This is a genomic window from Lactobacillus melliventris (assembly GCF_013346935.1).
In the GTDB taxonomy this organism is placed as follows: domain Bacteria; phylum Bacillota; class Bacilli; order Lactobacillales; family Lactobacillaceae; genus Lactobacillus.
In genome coordinates, this window is record NZ_JAAEEB010000004.1 from 37,613 (window position 1) to 60,930 (window position 23,318).

Genomic DNA, 23,318 nt, shown 5'->3' on the forward strand with positions numbered 1-23,318 from the left:
TTTGTTTTTCTGTACATTTTTATCTGTACATTTTTAAATCAATAATAGCACCAACCTTTTAACAAATAAATAACTATCTTTTTTATTATATTATAAGGTGTTATTAGTAGTTATGATACCTAAATGTATAGTAAAACCATTTCCTTAGGTAATATAAAAAGGACGTACCTGCTTATCGCAAATACGTCCTTTATTAGCTTGGTTAGCTAGACTACAATTATTTAACTGTAACTGTAGCGCCAACTTCTTCAAGCTTAGATTTAATGTCATTAGCTTCGTCTTCAGAAACGCCTTCCTTAACGTTCTTAGGAGCGCCATCAACAAGATCTTTTGAGTCCTTAAGGCCAAGTCCAGTAATATCACGGACAGCCTTAATAACCTTAACCTTTTCTTGGCCAGCTTCTGTCAATTCAACATCAAATGATGTCTTAGCAGCAGCTTCGCCACCAGCAGCACCTGCAGCAGCAACTGGAGCAGCAGCAGAAACACCAAATTCATCTTCAATAGCCTTTACTAGGTCATTTAATTCAAGAATTGAAGCACCTTTTAAGTCTTCAATAATCTTATCAGTATCTAAAGCCATACTTATTTTATCCTCCAAAATTTTTAGATATCAATTACATTAATTATTCTGCAGATTCATCTTTTGAATCAGCAACAGCTTTAACAGCATATGCGAAATTGCGTACTGGAGCTTGTAATACAGAAACAAGCATTGACAGTAAACCTTCGCGTCCAGGAATGGCAGCAAGCTCTTTGATTTCTTCTTTAGAAGTCAATTTGCCTTCTAGCATACCACCCTTAATGTCGATAACATCATAATTATCTTCGTACTTAGAAACAATACGTGCTGGTTCAGTAATATCTTCAGCATTATCAGTATAAATTACAGCAGTAGGACCAACAAAAGTCTCTTCAAGGCCTTCAATACCAGCCTTAGCAGCAGCACGTCTTAAGTAAGTATTCTTAACAACCTTCATGTTAACGTCGTTTTCACGAAGTTCCTTACGCATGTTAGTAACTTCTTCAACAGTTAAGCCAAGGTAATCAATTACCAAGATTGCTTTTGCAGCTTTAAGTTCTTCAGCAAACGCGTCAACGAACTTCTCTTTTTCAGCAATAGCAGCTTTACTCACTCGATTTCACCTCCATCAAATTAATAATAAATTCCATCAGGCCCAAATAAAAACTCCATGCCAAGAAAGACATGGAGCTTCAAACTCTTCATTATCTTCTGGCCTCGGCGGGAAATTAAGGCGTCATGCCACCCGAGTCTTAGGTAGAATTTACTTTATTAAATATAACAGGATTATATTCTAAATGCAAGTTAATTATTTTTCTTTCGGATCAGGCTTAATTAATTCGAATAATTCACCCGAAGTTTTATAAATTACCCAACTCGCCAAGTTCACAATGTGATCGCTAATTCTTTCAAGTAATCTAATAATGACAAAATAGCTGGCAGAAGCCACTGCAGCATCAGGTTCTTGTTCAACTCCGTCTATAATCATTTGTCTGGCGTTTTTATAATCCTTATAAACTTTGGCATGACCAAGTACCATTTGTCTGGCATCATTTTCATTTTCCTGAACATAAGCCGTTAATACTTGTACCAGCATCTCGCGCACCTGATGAGTCATGTTGGAAATTATCTTTTCAACATCTGGCAGACGTGGATTACCTTTAACTCTGACAGTTTCAATAGCAATGCTATTAGCATTTTCTCCTATTCTTTCTAAGTCTGTTGTAGCTTTTAAAATGCTGATAACAACTCGGAAGTCAGTCGCAACCGGCTGCTGTAAAGCCATTAGTTCCAAAGCCTTTTTTTCTATTTTAACAGCCTCTTTGGCAACTTCCTTATCTTCCGCAATCATTTGTTGCGCTGCTTTTTTATCATGTTCGACGAAAGAACGCGTACCTCTATCGATCAGGTCATTAACTAAAACTCCCATCTCCATAAACCGAGCATTCAATTTCTTCAATTCGTCTAAAAATATTTCGTGCATAATCCACCTCCAAATTTAGCCAAAACGGCCATTAAGATAATTGTTTGTCATTTCTTTCTTAGGTGACAAGAACATTTCCTGTGTCGAACCAGATTCGATCAACTCACCATTCATCAGAAAAGCTACCTGGTCTGAAACCCGACTCGCTTGTTGCAAGTTGTGTGTCACCATAATAAAAGTATATTTTTGTTTTAATGCCATTAACGTTTCTTCAATTTCAGAACTTGATATTGGGTCTAAAGCAGAAGTTGGTTCATCAAGCAAAACCACTTCCGGCCTAATTGCCAGCGCCCGGGCTATGCAGATACGTTGTTGTTGTCCTCCTGAAAAAGCAAGGGCATTGCGCTGCAGGCTATCTTTTGTTTCGTTCCAAATTGCAGCTTGCTTTAAACTTTCTTCAACTCTCTGCTCAATCAGTTCCTTATCTTTGACCCCAGCTATACGCAAGCCGTAAGCGACGTTATCAAAAACTGAAAACGGAAACGGTGTTGGTTGCTGGAATACCATACCCACTTTCTTACGTAAAGCAACTAAGTCGATATGAGAATGATAGATATCTTTACCTTCTAACAAAATTTCACCGGTAATTTTAATATCATCAATATCGTCATTCATGCGATTTAGGCAACGCAAGAAGGTTGATTTGCCACAACCGGAAGGCCCGATCAAGGCGGTCAATTTTTGTGCAGGAAATGCTAAACTAATTCCATGTAAGGCTTCAAAATTGCCGTATTTAAGTTTAACATTTTTTGCCTCCATTACATTTGTCATTAATAACGCCACCTTTATCCAAAACTTCCTTGAATGTACTTTTCAGTGATTTCACCTTGAGGATTAGTAAAAATATTGGTTGTAGTATCATATTCTAACGCATGTCCTAGATGAAAGAATGCTGTATACTCACTAATTCTTGAAGCCTGCTGCATATTGTGGGTTACCATAACCATGGTATATTTTTTGCGTAGTTGCTTCAGCGTATCTTCAAGCTTGGCAGTAGATACCGGATCTAAAGCGCTGGCTGGTTCATCTAGAAGTAAAATTTCTGGTTTTAATGCAATGGCTCGCGCAATGCACAGTCTTTGCTGCTGACCACCAGAAAGAGCTAGAGCACTCTGATCCAGCTTATCTTTGACTTCGTCCCACAAAGCAGCTGCTCTGAGACTTTCCTCAACTAACTGATCTAGTTTCTTTTTGTTCTGTTGCCCATTAGCTTTCAAAGCATAAGTGATGTTTTCTCTAATCGATTTTGGAAAAGGATTTGGTTTTTGAAAAACCATACCAATTGCTTTACGCAATTCATAGACATTAATTTTACTTTGGTTAACATCAAGATTATGAAACATAATACTGCCATCAACCCGGGCTACCCGATCATTCATACGATTGAGTGAACGCAGAAAAGTTGATTTTCCTGATCCAGAAGCTCCAATTAAAGCAGTGATTGTATTTTTCTTAAAGCCTAAACTGACATCAAACAACTTCTGAACGGTACCACCATAGAAAACACTTAAATTATTTGTTGATATTGCGCATTCATCCTCATCAAAGGTCTTAATGTAGCTTTTTTGATTTTGCCAATTTTCCATAAGAACCCTCCTACTTTATCTTGGCAGCGGTTAGCCGTTTATAGAGCCAGTTGCCAAGTGCACGTGCACCAAAGTTAAAGATGATGACCACAATTACTAACAGCGCTGAAGTTGCAGCAGACACCACGTTGACATCAGGTATTATACCTTCAGTATTTACTTTCCAAATGTGTACAGCTAATGTCTCAGCAGGACGCATTATATTCAAAAAACTAGTAGGACTAAACATATTCCAGTTTGAATAATCTACGGTAGAGCCACTCTGCCCAGCGGTGTAAATTAAAGCAGCAGCCTCGCCAAAAACTCTTCCGGCGCTTAAAATCACACCAGTAATTATTCCGGGTAGGGCAGCTGGTAAGACAATACCATGAATGGTTTTCCAATTTGACAACCCCAAAGCCCAGCCAGCTTCTCTTTGGGTCTGAGGAACTCCTTTAATTGCTTCTTCGATATTGCTGGTCAAAGTAGGTAAATTAAAAAAGGTTAGTGCTAGAGCACCAGCAAGGATAGAGAAGCCAAAACCAAATTGAACTACAAACAGAAGATAGCCAAAAAGACCGACGACAATTGATGGTAATGAACTCAAAATTTCGATAGTAGTTCTAATTAATTGCGTAAACCAGTTGTCTGGGGCGTATTCAGCTAAATAAATAGCAGCTCCCAGAGCGATTGGCAGGGAAATAATCAGCGTTAGCAGTAAAAGGTAAAGAGAATTAAACAGTTGGTCTCTAATTCCTCCGCCTGCTTCAAAGGATGATGATGCTGAACTTAAGAAATGCCAAGATAAATGTGGTATCCCTGAAACCAAAATATTACCTAGAATTCCCACCAAAAGCAGTATAACAATTCCCACTAAAAAATAAATTACGCCAGTAGCAATTCGATTTGTTTTTTTTGCATTCATAATACTATTAACTCTTCTTTCCAATTAAATGTACTAGGAAATTGAACACCAATGACATAATTAACAGTAAAAGTGCCAATGACCATAACGCATTATTAGGTAAAGTTCCCATAACAGTATTACCCATTTGACTAGTCAATTGACTTGTTAAAGTAGCTGCTGGGCTCACCAAGTTATAAGGCATTAAGACTGCGTTTCCGATTGCCATTTGAACAGCCAGGGCCTCCCCAAAAGCACGAGCCATACCAAAGATAATAGCTGTCATAATACGCGAGCGCGCAGCCCGTAAGACAACGTGATATATAGTCTGCCATTTTGTTGCGCCCAAAGCGGAGGAAGATTTGCGTAAATCCTTTGGAATAGCTTTAAATGCATCAACTGTTAAAGAAGTAATTGTAGGCAAAACCATTACAAAAAGTATTAATGTCGCTGTCAAAATACCAAAACCTGTTCCGCCGAAAATAGTTCTAACAGCAGGAACAACTACCATTAAGCCAATAAAGCCGTAAACTACAGATGGTATTCCTACTAATAACTCCATTACCGATTGCAATAGTTGCACCCTTTTGCCTGATTCATATTCAGTCATAAATAGTGCTACGGCAATGGAAAAAGGTGTCGCAATTAACGCTGCTAGTAATGTTACTGCAAACGAAGTTACAATCATTGCTGCTGCTCCAACGTGGTTCTTACCAGCACTGGGATTCCAGTCAGTAGAAAACAGAAAATGGAAGATATTTACTTTGTTATCAATGAAAGTAGCCAAACCATGCATTCCAACAAAGCCAATAATTGCAATTATCAGTATGCCAATTAAGATAATTGCTAAAAATGTTAGTCCTCTGCCCCACCACTCTTGTCGTGTTTCTTTCGATGGCTTAGTCAGACGATCAACATCAATATTTTTAGGATCAATGCCTTTAAACTTAACGTGAGGTACTTTTTGTTCGGCAATTGCATTTTCAACCACTTGCTGTAAGTCTTGTTCTTTTTTTGCCATTTTATTTACCTAACTTCGTAACCTTATTTTGACTATTGCGTGTTACTTTCATTTCGTGAACACTTATGTAGCCAATTTTGGGAACCAAATCTTTTTGTACTTTTTCGCTTAATACATATTTGATAAAAGCAGCCGTTGCCTTATTAGGCTGGCCTTTTGTGTACATATGCTCATAGGACCAAAGCGGCCACTTATTCGTAGGAATATTTTTATTTTCGGGCTGAACATGATTTATACTTATTTTTTGAATATTTTGGTCATTAGCGTAGGGAAAAGAAATATAAGAAATAGTACCAGGCGTTGAATTAACAATCTTTTTAACCGTACCGTTAGAATCTTGCTCTTGAGAATTTACCGCGTCTTTTCCTTTTAAAATCAAATCTTCAAATGTAGATCTTGTACCACTGCCACGTGAACGATTAATCACAATGATTGACTGATTTTTGCCACCTACTTGACGCCAATTTGTAATTTTACCGGTAAAAATATCAGAAAGTTGCTTCGGAGATAAGTTTTTAACCCCAACGCCTTTATTAGCAATTGGAACAATGCCAACTACAGCGACTGGAAAATCTTCCAGTTTTTTGGCATCAATACCTTTTTGTGTTTCCGCATAAACATCTGAAGTACCTACTTCTACAGCTCCGGCCTGCACTTGACTTAAACCGGTACCGGAACCTCCACCTTGAACCACAATATTGCTGCTAAGATGAGCCAGGTGATAATCATTACCTGCTTGTTCTATTAAAGGCTGTAAGGCACTAGAGCCGACTATAGTAATTTTTTCCCGGTTTTGACTGCAGCCAGTTAAAAAAAGGGGCATAAATAAGATTAATGCCAGCAGTGCACCCAAATTACTTTTTTTCATAATAATTCCCTCAATTAGACAAATAATTTCAGCTCTAGTTTATCAAAACTTTCACCATAGACCAATCATAAATACTTGCAAAGAGAAAAAAAGCAACTTGCCAAGATAGCAAAGTTGCTTTAGTTAACTATTTTGTTTTAGTCCAAATTTAATGGATCAAGTTTAATTCCAGGGCCAAAGGTTGCAGCCACAGCTACGCTCTTAATGTATTGACCCTTAGCTGCTGATGGACGTGCACGTAAAATAACGTCACGTAAAGCATCAAAGTTTTCAATTAACTGTTCATCAGTAAATGAAACTTTTCCGATAGCAGCATGAATAGCAGCTTGACGGTCAACACGGTATTCAACCTGACCAGCCTTAACATTCTTAACGGCTTTTTCAATATCCATTGTTACAGTACCGGTCTTAGGGTTTGGCATCAAGCCTTTAGGTCCTAAAATACGACCTAAGCGACCGACTTTAGCCATCATTGTTGGCGTAGCAACAACAACATCAAAGTCTAAGTAACCATTTTGTACTTTTTCAACCAGATCGTCAGAACCAACTTCGTCAGCACCAGCTGCCTTAGCTTGTTCAGCTTGAGGACCATCGGCAAATACAATCACTTTTTGGGTCTTACCAGTACCGTTAGGCAATACCAGTGAACCACGAATTTGTTGATCAGCCTGTTTAGGGTCAACGCTTAAGTTGTATGAAACCTCAACTGATGCATCAAAGCCAGCGTATGAAGTTTCTTTAACTAACTTAATCGCTTCAGCAACTGAATACAATTTCTTTGAATCTACTTTTTTAGCAGCTTCTAAATATTTTTTACCATGCTTTGGCATGTGATTTCCTCCTTAATATGTGGTCAAGCGAGTTTAAACTCTCCCACCTAAATTGTTATAAATAACAGGATTAGTCTTCGACTTCGATACCCATGCTTCTAGCAGTGCCTTCGATCATCCGCATAGCAGCTTCGACATCAGCAGCGTTAAGGTCCTTCATCTTTGTTTCAGCAATTTCCTTAACTTGATCCTTGGTAACCTTACCAACTTTCTTGGTATTAGGTTCACCAGATGCCTTGTCGATCTTAGCAGCTTGTTTCAAAAGAACTGGAGCTGGTGGAGTCTTAGTTACGAAATCGAATGAACGATCTTCGTAGACTGTGATGACTACAGGAATTATCATGCCTTTTTGGTCAGCAGTTCTAGCATTGAAGTCCTTAGTAAAACCAACAATGTTAATACCTGCTTGACCTAAAGCTGGACCAACTGGTGGAGCGGGTGTTGCAGCACCAGCTGGAATTTGTAATTTAACAACATTTACAACTTTCTTTGCCACGGTCAAAACCTCCTTGATTCCGTGCGTGGTTAAAATGGAAAAGTTACCTACTTTTCCTCCCACAATAATAAAAGTACTTTAATATAGTATCATCGATTTAGCAATTTTGCAATAATTGACCTATTTATTAACTAATCTTCTTCACTTGATCATAGTCAAGCTCAGTGGTAGTAGCACGGCCAAACATGTCAACCGAAACAAACAACTTATATTTATCCGGCTGAATTTCCGTAATCTTGCCTTCAACACCATTAAAAGCGCCATCAATAATAGTAACAGTTTCCCCAACTTCAAAGTCAATTTGTGGTCTTTTAGCCGGTTCACCTTGCTGGCGTAAAAGTCTGTTTACTTCTTCTTCTAAAAGAGGAGATGGTTTCGAGCCACCACCATGTGAGCCTACAAAGCCGGTAACATTTGGTGTATTACGGACAACAAACCAGCTTTCATCCGTCATTACCATCTCCACCAGAACATAGCCCGGAAAGATTTTTTCTTCTACTTCTTTTTTCTTATTATTTACTTTTTCAATTTTTTCTTGCTCAGGAACCATAACGCGAAAGATATAATCTTGCATTCCCATACTTTGTGCACGTGATAATAGATCCGATTTAACCTTATCTTCATATCCTGAGTAAGTATGAAGTACATACCACTGCTTCTTAGTTGTTTCTACCATTATTAGAAATTCTCCTTTTATTTTTGGCAAACAAAAAAGCCTCTTGCGTCAGAGGACTTTTATAACTTATTTCATTGTACCACAAACAGATAAACTGTGCTATTACATAACAATTTGAGTAATATTGGTTAGCAATAAATCAAGCAAACCTAAATATGCTGCAAACAAAATTGAGGAAACAATTACGATTGCTGTGTCATGACGATTTTGTTTAGCAGTTGGCCAAGTAACCAAACGCATTTCTTCAACTACACTTTTAAAAAATTTAACCATAACTTACCTCGTTTCCTTATGTATAGTCATTTTACCGCAATGCTTACAAAACTTTTTCAATTCAAGCCGCTGAGTGCGATTTTTACTTGCGGTGATTGAGTAATTACGAGAGCCGCAAATACTGCAGGCCAAAGATGCTTTTTTCACTGCCATAATCTCACTTCCAAACTATTGTATTTTAGCAAAAATTAATTGCTTAAGCAATTAATTTAATAATTACCTATAAAATTGATTAAGTTCAAGCTTACAAAAATATAATAAAAGCAGTTGCTTCTTCAAGCAGCTGCTTTATAGTGGCCAAACTATTGCGTGACCACTGTGCGTAGAACATTGTATTAGTCGGATTTACTTCTTAAGATTTTCGTTTACGAAGGATTCGATTTTATCGTCAGTATCTTTTAGGAATGGGAGCATAGCTTCCTCAGTCTTAATGGTATCTTTACCATTCTTTTCCATAAAATAATCCCAAAGTGCATCTCTAACTGGAAGATCTGAATCACTCCAGTCAAAAACTTCTTTCATGTGACGATCTAACAATGCAGTCTTCATAACATCTTCTGCCATCTTAACTACCTCCTAAAAATTATTCTACAAGTAAAATTATACCGCATTTTCTAAATGTATACTATAAAAATACTAATTGAGCAATGTTTGGCGCATTTTTTGGACAAGGCGCGAACGCGCTCTTGCTAAAGTTAGCTGGCTGATCTTTAAATTGTTGATTACATCTTCTTGGTCCTTAATGCCTAATCCCACTAGCAGCGCATTAATTTCCAAATCAGATAATCTTGCGGTTAAAATAGCAATGTTTTCACTTAAAGGTATTTCTGGTATAGAGGCAAAAGACTTATTTAGGGGCAAAATATGATTTTTCTTTGCCGTTTCTAAAGAAATTGATTGTTTCAGTGCTTGTCTGCGATAAGCATTATCATATCTAACCAGAGATCTCGCATGGTTGGTAAGCCTGGTCTTATAATAGCTGCCGAATTTTCCTTTATTTAAATCAAAACCAATCGCCGATTCATGACAAATAATCATCGCATCCTGCTCCCAGTCCTGACTATCATAGTAGCGAACATGATATATGTTCTTAATTTTATTAATCAAAGGTTTATAAAGCTGGCATAAATTTATTAGCGCCTCATCATCACCTTCTTTAATTTGTCGAATTAACTCCGCCTCACTTTTAATTATTTTTTCGGTATCCTTCATTTAATTTCTCCTTTTGGTAAATTTTTCTGAAGAATACAACAACCAAAATATCCTAAAAATCGAACTTAGGTTCAAATTCAGCAACTATTTTTTTGTGTTAACTTAGCCATGACAAAAAGTTAAATTTGTTAAAGCTGCATTAAACTTAAAAAAGTTTTTTAGAATTTTGCAATAAAAAAACACTCTGGTTAAACCAAAGTGTTACGAAATTATGGGAGTGGATTTCTACTATTAAGCATCTGATAAAGCAAAATACCTGTGGCGACGCTGGCATTAAGTGATTGTACATGACCGACCATGGGTAAAGTCAACATCTGATCCATCTGCTCTTTAAGCAGTCGTGATATTCCTTTGCCTTCATTGCCGATTACCAAAACTGTTTTACCATTACTATTCCATTGACGATAATCTGTACCTTTCATATCAGTACCAAAAAGCCAATAGCCTCGCTTTTTAAGCATCTTTGCAGTTTGCACAAGATTGTTTACCCGTGCTACCGGCACATAGTCAATCGCACCAGTTGAAGTTTTGGCGACCACAGAAGTTAAACCAGTAGCTCTTCTTTTAGGAATGATAATTGCATCAACGCCAGTTGCATCAGCAGTTCTTAAAATAGAGCCTAAATTGTGCGGATCTTCAATTGAATCAAGCATTAATAAAAATGGATCCTCTTTGGTATTTGCAAACTGCTCTAATAATTGTTCCAAATCAGCATATTCGAAACTCGCAACTGTTAAAACTAGTCCTTGATGATTCTCACCCTGAACTAACTTATCCAATTTACTTTTAGGAACAGTTTGTATAATTAAGCCCTTTTGCTTAGCCAGGGCATAAACCTCATTAGCAAAGTTTTCTTTTATTCCTTGTTGCAGAAAAATTTTGTTAATGTGATCAGCATCTTGTGTTCTTAAATAATCCAGCCCAGCATGCCGGCCATAGACAAAATCCTTGTCACTTGAAGTCATACTTCTCAATGCCCCCATTCTCAATAGTTTTAATACACCACTCAGTTAATTCTTGAATACGATTTTTTTTATTTAAAAGTTCCAAGTAGCCCCAAACTGCTTCAAAACCTGTAGATAATTGGTAGGTGGCTAAACTGGTGTTTTTGGCTTTCGTATAAGTTTTTGAATTTCTTCCGCGATGAAAAGTTGCAATTTCATCTTTTGTCAGCAGATTATCTTCTTGCAGTTTTGTAATTAATGCTGCCTGTGCCTTAGCCGAAACGTAATGGGTTGCCCGTCTTTGCAAAGACTGGGGTTTAACAATGCCGCATTTAATGAGGTGACGCCTAATAAATATTTCATAAACAGCATCCCCAAGATAAGCTAAAGTTTGCCCATTTAAGGTCTCTGGATTAACATCATTTTCTATCATTATTTTAGTTTTACTCACGTAGCCACCTCGTTCCTTGCGGGGTATCTTCAACTGTGATGCCCATTTGCTTTAATTCATCACGCAGCGCATCGCTTTGTGCCCAATCTTTATTTTTCCGTGCTTCTTCACGTTTTTTAATTAGTCGCAGAACTTGCTCATCATCATTTTGATTTTCAGCGGTAATTAAGCGCTGTCTGTCTATTCCGAAAACAGCCAGCCAGCTTGTTAAAAGCTTAGCCGCTTTTTTAAGAGCACCTTTATCAGCATTTTTAGCATTAATATTAGCATTTATTTCTGGTAATAAATCGTAAATGGCAGTTAAAGCATTTTGCACATTAAAGTCATCGTCCATAGCTGTGACAAATTTTTGCTCAGTATCTTTAATTTTAGCGGCTAGAGATTCTGACTTTTCACTAGTTGAATCATCTTTTAGGCGGTATTCCAGGTTATTAAATGTATTTTTGAACCGCTGTAAAATAATTTGCGCCTGTTTTAAATTTTCCGCTGAATAGTTAATTTGTCTGCGATATTGAACGCTTGCCATAAAAAAGCGCAATACTTGTGGATCCACTTCTTGCAGTAAATCGTGGACAGTCACGAAATTGTGCAGTGACTTAGACATTTTTTCTGCATCTGCCCCGACTGTCACAAAACCATTGTGCATCCAGTAATGAACAAAGGTTTTACCTGTTACAGCTTCGCTTTGTGCAATTTCATTTTCGTGATGGGGAAATTCCAGGTCTTGGCCCCCACCATGAATATCAATTGTTTCTCCCAAATATTTAATAGCCATCACTGAACATTCTATGTGCCAACCAGGCCGACCCATTCCCCAAGGCGATTTCCAAGCTATTTCAGCTGAACTTTTTTGCTTTTTCCATAAGGCAAAATCAATCGGGTCTTTTTTACGCTCTTGTTCTGCAGCATTAATATGCTTAGAAGCCCCTTCTTCAAGTTCGGAAATGTTTTGACTGCTAAGTTGACCATAGTGCTTAAATTTCCGGGCATGATAATAGACATCCCCGTCTGATTCATAGGCATATCCTTTATCAATTAGTTTTTGGATAAATTTGATAATCGCAGTGATTTCATGCGTAGCACGAGGATTTTTAGTAGCAGGCTCAACATTTAAAGCAGCAATATCTGCTAGGTACGCTTTAATATATCTTGCAGCTAAATCAGGGACAGTCAGATGTTCAGTTTGAGCTTCAGCAATCATCTTGTCATCTACATCTGTAAAATTGGACACATAGTTAACCTTGAACCCACGAAATTCTAAATAACGTCTGATTGTGTCAAAAGCAATGACGCTTCTGGCATTACCAATATGAATGTAATTATATACCGTTGGTCCACACACATACATTGTCACTTGTCCCGGGACTATCGGCTTAAATTCTTCCTTTGTATTAGTTAAAGTATTATAAATTTTCACAGCGGCTGACTTGCCTTTCTAAAATCTTGTATTCTCATTTTACCAGAAACCCTGACAAATCCTAACAAGCAAAAAATTTAATCTTAATGTAGCCAAGTTTCTTTCAAATGTACACTAAAACAGCGTATTACTCATTCAATAACGGAATAATACGCTGCTTTTATTTACAAGCCATTTTCACTCATTTGTTTTAATGTTAAGTCCAGATGCTCTAACACGCGTTTTTTGCCTAAGAGCTCCATCGCTTCGCCAATTCCTGGTCCTACCATTGACCTGGTAGTAGCAATTCGAATTGGCATAAACAAGCGTCTGCCCTTAATCCCAGTTGCTTGACGAGTTGCCTGAACCGCATTCATAATTTGCGGTGCAGTAAAACGGGGAATTAAATCAATTTGTTTTTTAAATTCCTCAATTACTGGTCTGGCTTCATCCTGACGAATTTCTGCAATTTCTTTTTCACTTAAATCTTTAGGTGCATTAAAGAAAATCTTTGCCAGATCCACAATTTGTTTTGTATAAGACATTTGGACAGAATAAATATTAACCAATTGCCTTACCCATTCCATCTTTTCCGGATTGGGATCTTTTTCCACCAAACCAGCTTCCTGCAAGTTGTTAAGCGCCAAATCCAAAAGAGTGTCCCGGTCAGCTTTCTTAATATACTGGTTGTTAATCCATTCCAGTTTTTTCTGGTCAAAAGCAGCAGGAGAATTTGACAAACGCGCAGGATCAAATTGCTTAATTAATTCTCGTTGACTGAAAATTTCACTCTCGCCCACAGGAGACCAGCCCAATAAAGTAATAAAGTTAAACATTGCATCAGGCAAATAACCTAAATCTCTATATTGTTCAATGAATTGTAAAACAGATTCATCACGCTTAGAAAGTTTCTTACCTGTTTCAGAATTAATAATCAAAGTCATATGACCAAACTTTGGCGGCTGCCAGCCTAATGCCTCATAAACCGCTAATTGTTTTGGTGTGTTTGAAACGTGATCATCTCCCCGCAAAACATGAGTGATTTCCATCAGGTGATCATCAATAACAACAGCAAAGTTATAAGTTGGCATACCATCGCGCTTTTGAATAACAAAATCGCCACCAATGGTATCAGATTCGAAACTTAGATGTCCCTTAACAATATCATCCCAAGAATATGTTTCCATTTCAGGAATGTGGATACGAACAACCGGCTTTAAGCCCTTCTTCTCTGCTTCTTCTTGCTTTTGAGCAATTTCAGCAGCTGTCATGCCTTCATATTCGTAGGTATAGTGGGGAGCAATTCCCATTGCCCGCTGTTCTTCACGCTGCTCTTCTAATTCTTCTTCAGTTTTATAAGAATAATAAGCTTTGCCCTCATCAATCAGCTGTTTGATATATTTATTGTAAATATCCTTACGCTCAGATTGACGGTATGGGCCATAAGCGCCACCTTTATCAGGACCTTCATCCCAATCGATGCCGAGCCAGTGCAGGTTTTCCATCTGCGACTCTGAGCCGCCTGCAACATTACGCTTCTGGTCCGTATCCTCAATTCTTAAAACAAAAGTTCCCTTATTATGCCGCGCGAATAAGTAATTAAATAGCGCAGTCCGTGCATTACCAATATGTAAATGCCCCGTTGGACTTGGGGCATATCTTACCCGAATTTTTTGTTTAGCCAAAATTCATGCCTCTTTCAAAAAGTAAATATAAACAATTTAAGTTTACGCGTAATAGTCAAAAAGTTCAATATTCGTTAGCCTAAAACCAGTTTTAAAGCTTGTGGAATACTTGAAACCGGAATAATTTCAATATCTGCGTTTTTCAGGCTGGTATGCATATTATGTTTGGGAATAAAAATACGCTTAAACCCAGTTTTTGCTGCTTCCTTAATTCGCGCATCTATTTGATTAACTCGCCTTACTTCACCAGTTAAACCGACTTCGCCTACAAAACAATCTGTGGGCAAAATTTCCTGATTTTTATAGCTTGACGCGATAGCCATCACGACGGCTAAATCGACAGCGGGTTCGTTAAGGCGTATTCCACCGGTAGCTGTTAAATAGACATCCTGATTTTGTAACATTAAGTTGCCCCGTTTTTCCAAAACTGCTAAAAGCAGTCCAGCGCGGTTATAATCAATACCAGATGTAGTTCTTTTAGCATAGCCAAAAGCAGTGGGTGTAACTAATGCCTGAATCTCTGCCAAAATAGGACGAGTCCCTTCGAGTGAAACGACAATAGCAGACCCGGTTGACTTCGGTAAACGCTCATCCAAAAAAATAGCAGACGGGTTAGTAACTTCTTTTAAACCATTATTAACCATTTCAAACATGCCGATTTCATTAGCTGCGCCAAATCTGTTTTTAACGGAATGCAAAATACGGTAGGCATGGTGTTCATCACCTTCAAAATAAAGAACAGTGTCAACCATGTGCTCCAAAATTTTAGGGCCGGCAATTGCCCCTTCCTTTGTAACATGGCCAATAACAAAAACGGTAATAGCATCCATTTTGGCTATTTTCATTAACTCACTTGTAACTTCCCTTACTTGTGATGCTGAACCCGTCATTGAGTCTAAGCTAGGTTCATTCATAGTTTGAATTGAGTCAATGACAACAAAGTCAGGTGCTAAATTGGCAATTTGCTGGCGAATATCTTCCATATCAGTTTCTGGATAAAGCATCATATCATTAGCCGGCAGTCCCAAGCGATCTGCTCTTAACTTGATTTGATTAGCTGATTCTTCACCGGAAACGTACAATACTTTATATTTACCAGCTAGTTCGCTCATGATTTGCAACATTAAAGTTGATTTGCCAATTCCTGGATCACCACCAATTAAGACTAAGGAGCCTGGAACAATGCCCCCACCTAGAACCCTGTTCAATTCTTCCATACTAGTCTGAATGCGTTCTTCTTTTTCAGCCTTAACATTTTCCAGCTTAACCGGTTCACTTATTCCGGTTTTCTTGATCAAGCGACTAGGGCTGCCTTTAGTTGAGCGATTTTGCACCGCTTCAGTTTCCTTTTCAAACTGATTCCAGGCACCGCAATTAGGACAGCGTCCTAAATAGCTGGCAGAAATATAGCCACAAGAACGACATTTATATTTTGTTTTAAGTTTTGCCATTTAGCTTTCCTTCTTATTAGTTGAGCCAAAACCGCTTAACCTTTGCCTGTCAATAGGCAGATCATTATCGGTTTTTAAATAATGAACAAAAATCCCCTGACCAATTCGATCCCCCTTGTGAATCTGAATTGGTCTGACGCCATAATTAATTAACTGTACGAAAATTTCACCTTCATTGTCATCATTATTGTAATAATCCGCATCGATGACGCCCACGCCATTTGGCAAAGAAAGATTTTTTTTAAAAGTATTTGAAGAGCGGTTAGCCAATATTAACACTTCATCTTCAGGCATATAAGCCTTTACACCTGTCGGAATCAAAAACGGCTTGAGCACATGTTCGGCCATTTCATAGTCTTGTTCGTATAGCTGATGACCATTACGAATTAACCGAAAAATACGCACAAAATTAAGCCGCCAAATACTGGGAATTAAAACGTCTTTTGCTGCTGCTAAATCATAGCCAGCGCTGGCAATTGTTTGTCTTCTAGGTAACGCCACATTTTTATTTTTATATTTAGATACAATTTCAAAGCCCCGAATTTTCTCCATACTTATCTCCTTTAAAAATCTTTAAACACTATTTTACATTAATTTACTGCTGTGTTTTAAAATCTTATATAATTAGTTTGGTAAAATTAGCTGAAATATTAAAGTGTGAAGGAAAAGTAAATGTTTAACTTAGATAACCCCCACCAGTTGTTTCGCGAAGATGATGATAATGGCGAAACTATTTGTAGCTGGACCATGGATAAAATTAAGCGCAAAGACGCTACTGTCTGGATAATGAACCATTTCTTTATCAATCCCAAAATAGACAGTAACAAGATTTTACACGAACAAATGGCAACAGTAATGTTTATTGCTCAAGAATCTCACTTACCTGTTTGGCCACTTGATCCTTTAGTTATTAAATACTTTGAGAAGCATTCGGAATTTCATTCGATCTGGTATCATAAACCAAATCCAGCAAACAAAAATATATAAACATTGCAGATTAAATAGGTAAAGCAAAAGCAAATATATTTTTAACAATAATTAAATTTTCAAAGATAGACTACTTTATTTAGTTAGGCTAAAATAGTATTAGTTTGTTTAAGGAGGATTTTAATATAAATGACAAAAGAAATTACAAGTGCAGCCATTGATAAATTTACAAAAGACTTATCAAATCATGCTGGAATTAATATTGCCAGTCATGCTGCTCAAGAAAACGGCATTTTTAAGGCAAGTCAAAATTTACAATCCAAAATTGATTTAACACCTACTTTTTCCGTAGAGATTGATACCGGTAAACCTGCTGATCAAAAGCAGTCTGGTCGCTGCTGGATGTTTTCTGCATTAAATACTATGCGTCACCCATTGCAAAAAGAATATAAGATTAAGGATTTTGAATTATCTCAAAATTACACTAACTTCTGGGACAAATTTGAAAAATCAAACTTCTTCTTCGAAAATGTAATTGCGTCAGCTAAAAAGCCACTCGGTGACCGTAAAGTTAGCTTCCTATTCGCAACTCCCCAACAAGATGGTGGTCAATGGGACATGTTATGTGGATTAGTTGAAAAGTATGGTATTGTACCCAAGTCTGTTTACCCAGAAACTGCCAACTCGAACAATTCTGGAGCTTTAAATGATACTTTAAATACTCTTTTGCGTAAAGACGGCTTAGAATTACGCGATTTGGTCAATGCAGGTAAGTCAGAAGACGAAATTGAGCAACGCAAAAACGAATTGTTAAATGATGTTTTCCGCATTTTAGCTATTTCATTAGGCGTACCACCAAAGAAATTTGACTTTGAATATAAAGATGATGATGGTAATTACCACCGTGAAGCTGGTATCACTCCTAAAGAATTCTTTGATAAATTTGTGGGCATGAACTTGGAAGATCATGTTTCAATCATTAACTCTCCTACTGATGATAAACCATATCACAAAGTCTTTTCAGTTGAGTATTTGGGTAATGTTGTTGGCGGCAGACAAGTACGCCACCTTAACGTTAAGATTTCTGAAATGAAAGACTTGATTATTAAACAACTAAAAGCCGGAGAAGTTGTTTGGTTTGGTTCAAATGTTGGTAAGGATTCAGAAAGACAGCTGGGCTTGCTTGATACCAATATTTACAAACGTGATGAATTATTTGACGTTGACTTTTCAATGTCAAAGGCAGACAAGCTTGATTCAAGTGAAAGTATGATGGATCATGCCATGGTTATCACCGGCGTCGACTTAGTCGATGACAAGCCTACTAAATGGAAGATTGAAAATTCCTGGGGAGAAAAACCTGGCTTTAAAGGCTACTTCGTCATGAGTGATTCTTGGTTTGACCAATTTGTCTACCAAGCAGTTATTAACAAGAAATTCTTACCTGATGATTTAAGAACAGCCTTTGATGAAGGAGCTAAGGACCCGATCCAATTACTACCATGGGACCCAATGGGCGCTTTGGCTTTTAAATAAAGTTATTATTTCCGTTCAAAAAGTTAAATATTAAAAAGCATTGAGAAATTTGGTGGTTATATCACCTAGCAGTTTTCCCAATGCTTTTTTATACGCTTTGAATAAGTACTTAAAGTTGTTTTTCCTGTAGTATTCCCCGCTGCAATACGAATTGACGATCATATTTAAGTTCATTAATTTGATCATGGCTAGCAACCACTACAATTTTATTTTGCTTTTTCAATTTTTTTAGCATAGCTACAAATAAACCAACGCTCTCTTGATCAATTCCACGTGTCGGCTCATCAAGCAAAATAATATTTTGGTTTTCCATCACAGCCTGGATGATGCCCACCTTTTGCCTCATACCAACAGAATACTTGACTATAGGTTCCGGATCGTCAGGATCAAGCATAAAGTACTGTAGTAAAGCCCTAACTTCTTTCTCATTAAAGCGCTTGTTAAGATTAGCCAGAAAATGAAGGTTAGACATGGCTGACTCATATTCCAAAAAATTGGGATTTTCAATTAATGCCCCAACAATATCATTTTCATCCAGCTTAATTTCACCACTGTCAGCCTTTAACAAGCCGGTAATAATCTTAAAAATGGTAGACTTTCCAGAACCGTTAATACCTGAAATATGAATTAGTTCTCCTGGCTTAGCTGTCAAAGATACGCTTTTTAAAACCAGCTTCTGCCCAAATGACTTTTTTATCTGCTTAAGCTCTAACATTATTTCTCCTTAAAAGCCACCATAAATTTCATGGATAGCCCGATATAACTCGTCATACACGGGACTATAATTTATTAAAATATTTTTTTCTATATAGTAGTGATAAATTAAATCTATAATTATCGCCATTAGCAATAATAAATAAGGCCTATGCCAGTTATAGCCACCAACTAACAGCCAAAGTAGAAGCAAAAAAACCAGCACGTGTAGTAGTATGAGTTCAATGCCCACAATTGGGTTACCAAATTTAAATAAAGGGTAATCAGTAAAAAAATACGGAACAAAAAGACCTAATACAAAAATTAAACAATAAATTGTAGCCAGTACCATTAAGTGCATGATCATCGACTTATTCTTTTTTCGCACCGTCACAAACACGTTGATGTTACGAAAAGTAAGTATCTGCTTATAAAATAGCAAGAAGACCGCTGGCTGCAAATACAGTGATACCATGTGAAAATTGAGGTATTCGTTTGGCAATTCCATGGTTTCCGGTGAACCTGTTTTTATAAGTATAATGCTTCCCATTAGTCCTATCAAAAATACGATAAAACCATTTAAAACAAGTTTGCAGGATATTCGCTTTAAGCGCATAATTAGCCCAGCTTTCTTTTCTGCTGCCACAGTTTGATTAGGTAAGCAACAAGTAACAGATAAAGCAATGCAACCAAAACAAAAAGCAAATATGAATTAATCGGTGGCAAGCGAGAACCTAGCGCAAACTGTCCCGGTGCAAGTACAGCAAATGGAAACCACAAATACGAGAGAAAGAGCAAAAATTCATTGCCCAGTGATATTATGAATGACAATAAGGTTAAACCCATCCCTACACACGGGCCCAAAACTAGATAAATACTATTTTTTGATACAAACAGACCAATACTGAAAATTAAAACAGCAAAAATCCCCCAGCCAATAGCAGATAATATAACATACGAACATAAGTCAATTAGTTGGTTAGTGGAAAAATATCCTGGTCTTGCACCAATGTATAATTTGATAGGTCTGGTTTTAAAGAAAAAGGGATAATAAAAGAAGTTAATTAATGCTAACTGGTAAAGATTAGTTATTAAAGAAAATACTACCCCAATAATAAAGGAGTTAATAATCCCTGCTTTGATAAAACCATGATATCCAATTCTTTGCTGGACAGCGCTAAACATATTATTATTTTTAAAATAGATTAAGAGACCAGCTCCAAAGATAGGTACCAAGGCCAACAAAATAACTAAATTTATAATATTTTCGTTCCAACCATTCGGTTGAATTGAAAAGAAAAGCATAACAGAAATGTCAACTGCTTTGCCCTTTAATGGTATTAATCCTGCTTCAGATTTAGCGGCTATAAAAAACTGCCAGGTAAGCAAAAGAAAATAAATAATTAGAAAAATAAGAACAAATTTTTGGGTTCGTTTTAGCATTAGCAGAAGTCCTCTTAACAAATATATCTTTGAATACTATATCATGTATAATATTAATTATAAACTAAAATAGTATGCAAAAAAAGTTAAGAAAAAACTAATTTTCCCCTATTAAAAAATGCTCTTATTGTTGCCTTTATTCATATGATTACTTAAATAAAATTAAAAACTTAACATAGACCTACTTTCTTAACAAAACGCATAAAAGCGGCTTTGCCCTCTAAAGTTTGTTTGAAAACTCCTGCGTCTTCTAAAACGCGAGCAAAAACAAGACCTAATTCTTTTTGCAAAATTTGATCCACATTTGTATTTGTTATTTCATACTTACTGCTAATTTCCTTAGCCCAGTCAAGATGCATAGGTGCAATACTGTTAGGCTGGTTAAGCAAAAACTTTTTTACCTCAAGCAACTCAGGCTTCAAACGCGGCGGAAAAATTGCTAATCCCATTACTTCAATTAAGCCGATATTTTCCTTTTTAATGTGTTGTACATCAGCATGAGGATGGAAAATCCCATCAGGATATTTATCTGAAGTTTGATTGTCTCTGAGAACTAAATCAAGTTCATAAGTTTGTTCATGTAAACGAGCAATGGGAGTAATAGTATGGTGGGGTGTATTGTCTGTAAATGCCCGAACTGCTACTTTTTCATCACTATATTTTCTCCAGTTTATTAAAATTTTATTTGCTAATTTGATTAAGTTATTTTTATTCAGACCGCGTAAACGGATCACAGACATGGGCCACTTGACGATACCTGCCTTGACATCATCAAATCCCTTAAAGTTAAGTTTTTTAACAATTGGTGCTTTTTCCATCGGAAAACGATGCTTGCCACCCTGATAATGTTCGTGCGACAAAATCGAACCGCCTACGATTGGCAAATCTGCATTGCTACCAACAAAATAACCTGGGAATTTAGCAACAATTTCCAGCAAATTGGCAAAAGTTTGTTTATTGATTACCATTGGTTCATGCTTTGGCGCTAAGAAAATGCAGTGCTCATTAAAATACGCATAAGGAGAATATTGAAAACCCCAAGTTTCATCTCCTAAATGAAAGCGAATGATACGGTGATTGGTACGCGCAGGATAATTTACATGACCGAGGTAGCCCTCATTCTCCATACACAATTGACACTTTGGGTATGACTTTACTTTAGCATTCTTGGCTGCCGCGATTTCCTTAGGATCTTTTTCCGGTTTGGAAAGATTAATTGTAATTTCAAGATCACCATATTTACTTGCGGCTGTAAAATAAATATTTTTTGCAATAGCTCTGGTTTTAATATAATTGCTATCTTTACCCATTTGGTAAAAGTCAGCTATCGCTTTTTGAGGTGAACGCTCATAAGTTTGCCAAAAGTTGTGATTAACAATGCTTGGTCTAGGCACAATCAAATTCATTAATTGTGCATCTAGGACATCCCGAGCGGAATTACTAGCTGAGCACATTCCTGAGTTTTGGGCAACCTGAATCAGTTCGTCTTTAAGATCCAGTAGACCTTCCTTACTAGTTGTAGCTTTTCTTGCTTCATCACCAACAAGGGCCAAAATTCTATTTCTCAAATAAATACGATCAAGTTCTGTAAAATCGCTGTGGGCAATAACTTGCGTAATGAATTTTTCAATTAGATTCGTTTTATCCATCTCAACTTTCCAATATTATAAAACTTTTGTACCATCAGCAGTTTCTGCAATATAAAATGAAGGTAAATAGCCAATTTCTTCTTGATAAATATCAGCGACATTTTTTTCAAAAGCTTCAACTTCGTTCTTGGCAACTAAAGCTATTGCACAGCCACCAAAACCAGCACCAGTCATTCTTGCACCCAAAACTCCAGGTTGCTTCCAGGCAGTATGAACCAATGTATCAAGTTCTTTACCCGTCACTTCATAGTCATATTCTAAAGAGACGTGTGAAGCATTCATTAAGTGACCAAACTCATTTAAATCACCCTTTTGCAGTGCTTTTTCAGCGTTTAATGTGCGTTCATTTTCCCAGACTGCGTGACGGCAGCGTTTCAGCAGGTTTTCTGTTGGCAAAAGATAACTATTCTCATCAAAAGTTAAATTATCCAATTCACCAAGCGACTGAATTGACAGTTTCTCCTGCAAAAAGTGCAATCCCTTTTCACATTCTGCTCTACGTTCATTATATTTTGAATCTGCTAAGGTCCTCTTCTTGTTCGTGTTCATAATAACAATGACATTATCTTTCAAGTCAAGTGGTACCAGCTCAGACTCTACCTTTTCAGTATCAAGCAGAATGGCGTGATCTTTTTTACTCATAGCAACTGCATACTGATCCATAATGCCAGAATTGACGCCAATAAAGTCATTTTCGGTTTTGACTCCCAGCTTGACGATTTCTAATTTAGAAAAAGTTAGTTTAAACTGATCCTGCAATAAAATGCCAATTAACATTTCTAAGGCTGCAGACGAAGATAATCCGGCACCATCAGGAATATTGCCATTAATATAAATATTAAGACCATGATCAATCTTTGCCCCATCTTCGAGCATAAAATGAAGCATCCCTTTTGCATAGTTTGCCCATGAATCTTCTTTGGCAAACTGCAGCTGGTGCATATCGGTTTCAACTACTCCCATAGCGGCAAAATTTGCAGAATAAAAGCAAAATCTTTCATCAGTCCGCGGACTGGCTGCACCATAAATTCCTAAAGATATCGCACAGGGGAACACATGACCACCATTATAATCTGTGTGCTCACCAATTAAGTTAATTCTACCAGGCGAAAAATAACAGCTGGTTGGTTCTTGGTGATAAATTTTACTAAATTCTTGCTTGAGTTCTTTAATTTTCATTTGTATCCATTTCCTTTTAAAAGCGCTATCAACATACTGACAATTAAATTATACTTCATTATAATTTACCAGCAAGGCTTGAAAAGGAATTCTCAATATTAAAAAAGAGTTTC

At 37.0% G+C, this 23,318-nt stretch carries 28 protein-coding genes and 1 other annotated feature; of the genes, 2 read left to right on the forward strand and 26 right to left on the reverse strand.

The annotated features are described in order from the left end of the window. Window positions 1-217: 217 nt before the first annotated feature. The 21 genes from rplL to GYV61_RS04665 form a co-directional block, all read right to left on the reverse strand. A complete protein-coding gene (gene rplL / locus GYV61_RS04565; protein WP_046325276.1) occupies window positions 218-583 on the reverse strand; it encodes a 50S ribosomal protein L7/L12 in 366 nt (121 codons plus the stop codon). A gap of 43 nt (window positions 584-626) precedes the next feature. Then, window positions 627-1,136 (reverse strand): 50S ribosomal protein L10, encoded by a 510-nt coding sequence (rplJ, locus tag GYV61_RS04570; RefSeq protein WP_046325277.1) that lies wholly within the window; start codon window positions 1,134-1,136, stop codon window positions 627-629. A gap of 38 nt (window positions 1,137-1,174) precedes the next feature. Beyond that, window positions 1,175-1,298 (reverse strand) — a sequence feature (ribosomal protein L10 leader region). A gap of 33 nt (window positions 1,299-1,331) precedes the next feature. After that, window positions 1,332-2,006 carry a phosphate signaling complex protein PhoU gene (gene phoU / locus GYV61_RS04575; protein ID WP_174794972.1) on the reverse strand — a complete coding sequence of 225 codons (675 nt, stop codon included), beginning with the start codon at window positions 2,004-2,006 and terminating at the stop codon, window positions 1,332-1,334. 15 nt (window positions 2,007-2,021) lie between these two features. Continuing rightward, window positions 2,022-2,777 carry a phosphate ABC transporter ATP-binding protein PstB gene (gene pstB, locus GYV61_RS04580; protein ID WP_046325279.1) on the reverse strand — a complete coding sequence of 252 codons (756 nt, stop codon included), beginning with the start codon at window positions 2,775-2,777 and terminating at the stop codon, window positions 2,022-2,024. A 14-nt stretch (window positions 2,778-2,791) separates the two neighbouring features. Further along, a complete protein-coding gene (gene pstB / locus GYV61_RS04585) occupies window positions 2,792-3,592 on the reverse strand; it encodes a phosphate ABC transporter ATP-binding protein PstB (protein ID WP_174794973.1) in 801 nt (266 codons plus the stop codon). A 10-nt stretch (window positions 3,593-3,602) separates the two neighbouring features. Then, window positions 3,603-4,496 (reverse strand): phosphate ABC transporter permease PstA, encoded by an 894-nt coding sequence (gene pstA, locus GYV61_RS04590; protein WP_174794974.1) that lies wholly within the window; start codon window positions 4,494-4,496, stop codon window positions 3,603-3,605. A 7-nt stretch (window positions 4,497-4,503) separates the two neighbouring features. Continuing rightward, on the reverse strand, window positions 4,504-5,496 hold the full coding sequence (gene pstC, locus GYV61_RS04595; RefSeq protein ID WP_174794975.1) for a phosphate ABC transporter permease subunit PstC: 993 nt from the start codon (window positions 5,494-5,496) through the stop codon (window positions 4,504-4,506). Window position 5,497: 1 nt separating this feature from the next. Continuing rightward, window positions 5,498-6,364 (reverse strand): phosphate ABC transporter substrate-binding protein, encoded by an 867-nt coding sequence (locus GYV61_RS04600; protein ID WP_174794976.1) that lies wholly within the window; start codon window positions 6,362-6,364, stop codon window positions 5,498-5,500. Window positions 6,365-6,501: 137 nt separating this feature from the next. Continuing rightward, the gene (rplA, locus tag GYV61_RS04605) at window positions 6,502-7,194 is read right to left on the reverse strand and encodes a 50S ribosomal protein L1 (RefSeq protein WP_038523574.1); all 693 of its coding nucleotides are present in this window, start codon (window positions 7,192-7,194) and stop codon (window positions 6,502-6,504) included. Between the two features lie 70 nt (window positions 7,195-7,264). Beyond that, window positions 7,265-7,690, reverse strand: coding sequence for a 50S ribosomal protein L11 (rplK, locus tag GYV61_RS04610; protein ID WP_046325284.1), 426 nt, complete (start codon window positions 7,688-7,690; stop codon window positions 7,265-7,267). A 127-nt stretch (window positions 7,691-7,817) separates the two neighbouring features. Further along, on the reverse strand, window positions 7,818-8,366 hold the full coding sequence (nusG, locus tag GYV61_RS04615; RefSeq protein ID WP_038523578.1) for a transcription termination/antitermination protein NusG: 549 nt from the start codon (window positions 8,364-8,366) through the stop codon (window positions 7,818-7,820). A 102-nt stretch (window positions 8,367-8,468) separates the two neighbouring features. Continuing rightward, window positions 8,469-8,639, reverse strand: a complete 171-nt coding sequence (secE, locus tag GYV61_RS04620; RefSeq protein WP_110446374.1) for a preprotein translocase subunit SecE — start codon at window positions 8,637-8,639, stop codon at window positions 8,469-8,471. Window positions 8,640-8,642: 3 nt separating this feature from the next. Continuing rightward, on the reverse strand, window positions 8,643-8,792 hold the full coding sequence (rpmG, locus tag GYV61_RS04625; RefSeq protein ID WP_110446375.1) for a 50S ribosomal protein L33: 150 nt from the start codon (window positions 8,790-8,792) through the stop codon (window positions 8,643-8,645). A gap of 192 nt (window positions 8,793-8,984) precedes the next feature. After that, window positions 8,985-9,203 carry a P8 family protein gene (locus GYV61_RS04630; protein WP_110446376.1) on the reverse strand — a complete coding sequence of 73 codons (219 nt, stop codon included), beginning with the start codon at window positions 9,201-9,203 and terminating at the stop codon, window positions 8,985-8,987. 72 nt (window positions 9,204-9,275) lie between these two features. Continuing rightward, on the reverse strand, window positions 9,276-9,851 hold the full coding sequence (locus tag GYV61_RS04635) for a sigma-70 family RNA polymerase sigma factor (RefSeq protein WP_174794977.1): 576 nt from the start codon (window positions 9,849-9,851) through the stop codon (window positions 9,276-9,278). A 209-nt stretch (window positions 9,852-10,060) separates the two neighbouring features. Continuing rightward, entirely contained in the window at window positions 10,061-10,816 is a 756-nt protein-coding gene (rlmB, locus tag GYV61_RS04640) for a 23S rRNA (guanosine(2251)-2'-O)-methyltransferase RlmB (RefSeq protein WP_174794978.1), read from the reverse strand. Continuing rightward, complete coding sequence (locus GYV61_RS04645) at window positions 10,803-11,246, reverse strand: Mini-ribonuclease 3 (RefSeq protein ID WP_110446379.1); 444 nt, start codon at window positions 11,244-11,246, stop codon at window positions 10,803-10,805. The genes rlmB and GYV61_RS04645 overlap by 14 nt, the downstream gene beginning before the upstream one ends. After that, the gene (gene cysS, locus GYV61_RS04650; RefSeq protein ID WP_174794979.1) at window positions 11,239-12,663 is read right to left on the reverse strand and encodes a cysteine--tRNA ligase; all 1,425 of its coding nucleotides are present in this window, start codon (window positions 12,661-12,663) and stop codon (window positions 11,239-11,241) included. Before cysS ends, GYV61_RS04645 begins: the two co-directional genes overlap by 8 nt. 164 nt (window positions 12,664-12,827) lie before the next feature. Next, complete coding sequence (gltX, locus tag GYV61_RS04655) at window positions 12,828-14,327, reverse strand: glutamate--tRNA ligase (RefSeq protein WP_174794980.1); 1,500 nt, start codon at window positions 14,325-14,327, stop codon at window positions 12,828-12,830. A 74-nt stretch (window positions 14,328-14,401) separates the two neighbouring features. Further along, on the reverse strand, window positions 14,402-15,778 hold the full coding sequence (gene radA / locus GYV61_RS04660) for a DNA repair protein RadA (RefSeq protein ID WP_174794981.1): 1,377 nt from the start codon (window positions 15,776-15,778) through the stop codon (window positions 14,402-14,404). Further along, window positions 15,779-16,330 (reverse strand): dCTP deaminase/dUTPase family protein, encoded by a 552-nt coding sequence (locus GYV61_RS04665; protein WP_046325293.1) that lies wholly within the window; start codon window positions 16,328-16,330, stop codon window positions 15,779-15,781. A 120-nt stretch (window positions 16,331-16,450) separates the two neighbouring features. Between GYV61_RS04665 and GYV61_RS04670 the strand changes: the two genes are divergently transcribed. Next, a complete protein-coding gene (locus GYV61_RS04670; RefSeq protein WP_174794982.1) occupies window positions 16,451-16,765 on the forward strand; it encodes a hypothetical protein in 315 nt (104 codons plus the stop codon). A gap of 129 nt (window positions 16,766-16,894) precedes the next feature. Beyond that, complete coding sequence (gene pepC, locus GYV61_RS04675; protein ID WP_174794983.1) at window positions 16,895-18,241, forward strand: aminopeptidase C; 1,347 nt, start codon at window positions 16,895-16,897, stop codon at window positions 18,239-18,241. Between the two features lie 109 nt (window positions 18,242-18,350). Here the strand turns inward: pepC and GYV61_RS04680 are convergent, their stop codons facing one another. The 5 genes from GYV61_RS04680 to GYV61_RS04700 form a co-directional block, all read right to left on the reverse strand. Then, the gene (locus tag GYV61_RS04680) at window positions 18,351-18,956 is read right to left on the reverse strand and encodes an ATP-binding cassette domain-containing protein (RefSeq protein ID WP_174794984.1); all 606 of its coding nucleotides are present in this window, start codon (window positions 18,954-18,956) and stop codon (window positions 18,351-18,353) included. 9 nt (window positions 18,957-18,965) lie between these two features. Further along, on the reverse strand, window positions 18,966-19,484 hold the full coding sequence (locus GYV61_RS04685; protein ID WP_174794985.1) for a hypothetical protein: 519 nt from the start codon (window positions 19,482-19,484) through the stop codon (window positions 18,966-18,968). 68 nt (window positions 19,485-19,552) lie between these two features. Further along, entirely contained in the window at window positions 19,553-20,377 is an 825-nt protein-coding gene (locus tag GYV61_RS04690) for a hypothetical protein (protein WP_174794986.1), read from the reverse strand. A 170-nt stretch (window positions 20,378-20,547) separates the two neighbouring features. Further along, window positions 20,548-22,026 carry a UDP-glucose--hexose-1-phosphate uridylyltransferase gene (locus tag GYV61_RS04695; RefSeq protein ID WP_174794987.1) on the reverse strand — a complete coding sequence of 493 codons (1,479 nt, stop codon included), beginning with the start codon at window positions 22,024-22,026 and terminating at the stop codon, window positions 20,548-20,550. 15 nt (window positions 22,027-22,041) lie between these two features. Further along, window positions 22,042-23,205 (reverse strand): galactokinase, encoded by a 1,164-nt coding sequence (locus GYV61_RS04700; protein ID WP_174794988.1) that lies wholly within the window; start codon window positions 23,203-23,205, stop codon window positions 22,042-22,044. Window positions 23,206-23,318 lie beyond the last annotated feature (113 nt).

What these genes read in the sequence shown, in the direction of transcription:
- rplL (WP_046325276.1), bottom strand. Translation starts at nt 583, where the DNA reads ATGGCTTTAGATACTGATAAGATTATTGAAGACTTAAAAGGTGCTTCA.
- phoU (WP_174794972.1), bottom strand. Translation starts at nt 2,006, where the DNA reads ATGCACGAAATATTTTTAGACGAATTGAAGAAATTGAATGCTCGGTTT.
- pstB (WP_046325279.1), bottom strand. Translation starts at nt 2,777, where the DNA reads ATGACAAATGTAATGGAGGCAAAAAATGTTAAACTTAAATACGGCAAT.
- pstB (WP_174794973.1), bottom strand. Translation starts at nt 3,592, where the DNA reads ATGGAAAATTGGCAAAATCAAAAAAGCTACATTAAGACCTTTGATGAG.
- pstA (WP_174794974.1), bottom strand. Translation starts at nt 4,496, where the DNA reads ATGAATGCAAAAAAAACAAATCGAATTGCTACTGGCGTAATTTATTTT.
- pstC (WP_174794975.1), bottom strand. Translation starts at nt 5,496, where the DNA reads ATGGCAAAAAAAGAACAAGACTTACAGCAAGTGGTTGAAAATGCAATT.
- GYV61_RS04600 (WP_174794976.1), bottom strand. Translation starts at nt 6,364, where the DNA reads ATGAAAAAAAGTAATTTGGGTGCACTGCTGGCATTAATCTTATTTATG.
- rplA (WP_038523574.1), bottom strand. Translation starts at nt 7,194, where the DNA reads ATGCCAAAGCATGGTAAAAAATATTTAGAAGCTGCTAAAAAAGTAGAT.
- nusG (WP_038523578.1), bottom strand. Translation starts at nt 8,366, where the DNA reads ATGGTAGAAACAACTAAGAAGCAGTGGTATGTACTTCATACTTACTCA.
- secE (WP_110446374.1), bottom strand. Translation starts at nt 8,639, where the DNA reads ATGGTTAAATTTTTTAAAAGTGTAGTTGAAGAAATGCGTTTGGTTACT.
- rpmG (WP_110446375.1), bottom strand. Translation starts at nt 8,792, where the DNA reads ATGGCAGTGAAAAAAGCATCTTTGGCCTGCAGTATTTGCGGCTCTCGT.
- GYV61_RS04630 (WP_110446376.1), bottom strand. Translation starts at nt 9,203, where the DNA reads ATGGCAGAAGATGTTATGAAGACTGCATTGTTAGATCGTCACATGAAA.
- GYV61_RS04635 (WP_174794977.1), bottom strand. Translation starts at nt 9,851, where the DNA reads ATGAAGGATACCGAAAAAATAATTAAAAGTGAGGCGGAGTTAATTCGA.
- rlmB (WP_174794978.1), bottom strand. Translation starts at nt 10,816, where the DNA reads ATGACTTCAAGTGACAAGGATTTTGTCTATGGCCGGCATGCTGGGCTG.
- radA (WP_174794981.1), bottom strand. Translation starts at nt 15,778, where the DNA reads ATGGCAAAACTTAAAACAAAATATAAATGTCGTTCTTGTGGCTATATT.
- GYV61_RS04665 (WP_046325293.1), bottom strand. Translation starts at nt 16,330, where the DNA reads ATGGAGAAAATTCGGGGCTTTGAAATTGTATCTAAATATAAAAATAAA.
- GYV61_RS04670 (WP_174794982.1), top strand. Translation starts at nt 16,451, where the DNA reads ATGTTTAACTTAGATAACCCCCACCAGTTGTTTCGCGAAGATGATGAT.
- pepC (WP_174794983.1), top strand. Translation starts at nt 16,895, where the DNA reads ATGACAAAAGAAATTACAAGTGCAGCCATTGATAAATTTACAAAAGAC.
- GYV61_RS04680 (WP_174794984.1), bottom strand. Translation starts at nt 18,956, where the DNA reads ATGTTAGAGCTTAAGCAGATAAAAAAGTCATTTGGGCAGAAGCTGGTT.
- GYV61_RS04685 (WP_174794985.1), bottom strand. Translation starts at nt 19,484, where the DNA reads ATGGGAAGCATTATACTTATAAAAACAGGTTCACCGGAAACCATGGAA.
- GYV61_RS04690 (WP_174794986.1), bottom strand. Translation starts at nt 20,377, where the DNA reads ATGCTAAAACGAACCCAAAAATTTGTTCTTATTTTTCTAATTATTTAT.
- GYV61_RS04695 (WP_174794987.1), bottom strand. Translation starts at nt 22,026, where the DNA reads ATGGATAAAACGAATCTAATTGAAAAATTCATTACGCAAGTTATTGCC.
- GYV61_RS04700 (WP_174794988.1), bottom strand. Translation starts at nt 23,205, where the DNA reads ATGAAAATTAAAGAACTCAAGCAAGAATTTAGTAAAATTTATCACCAA.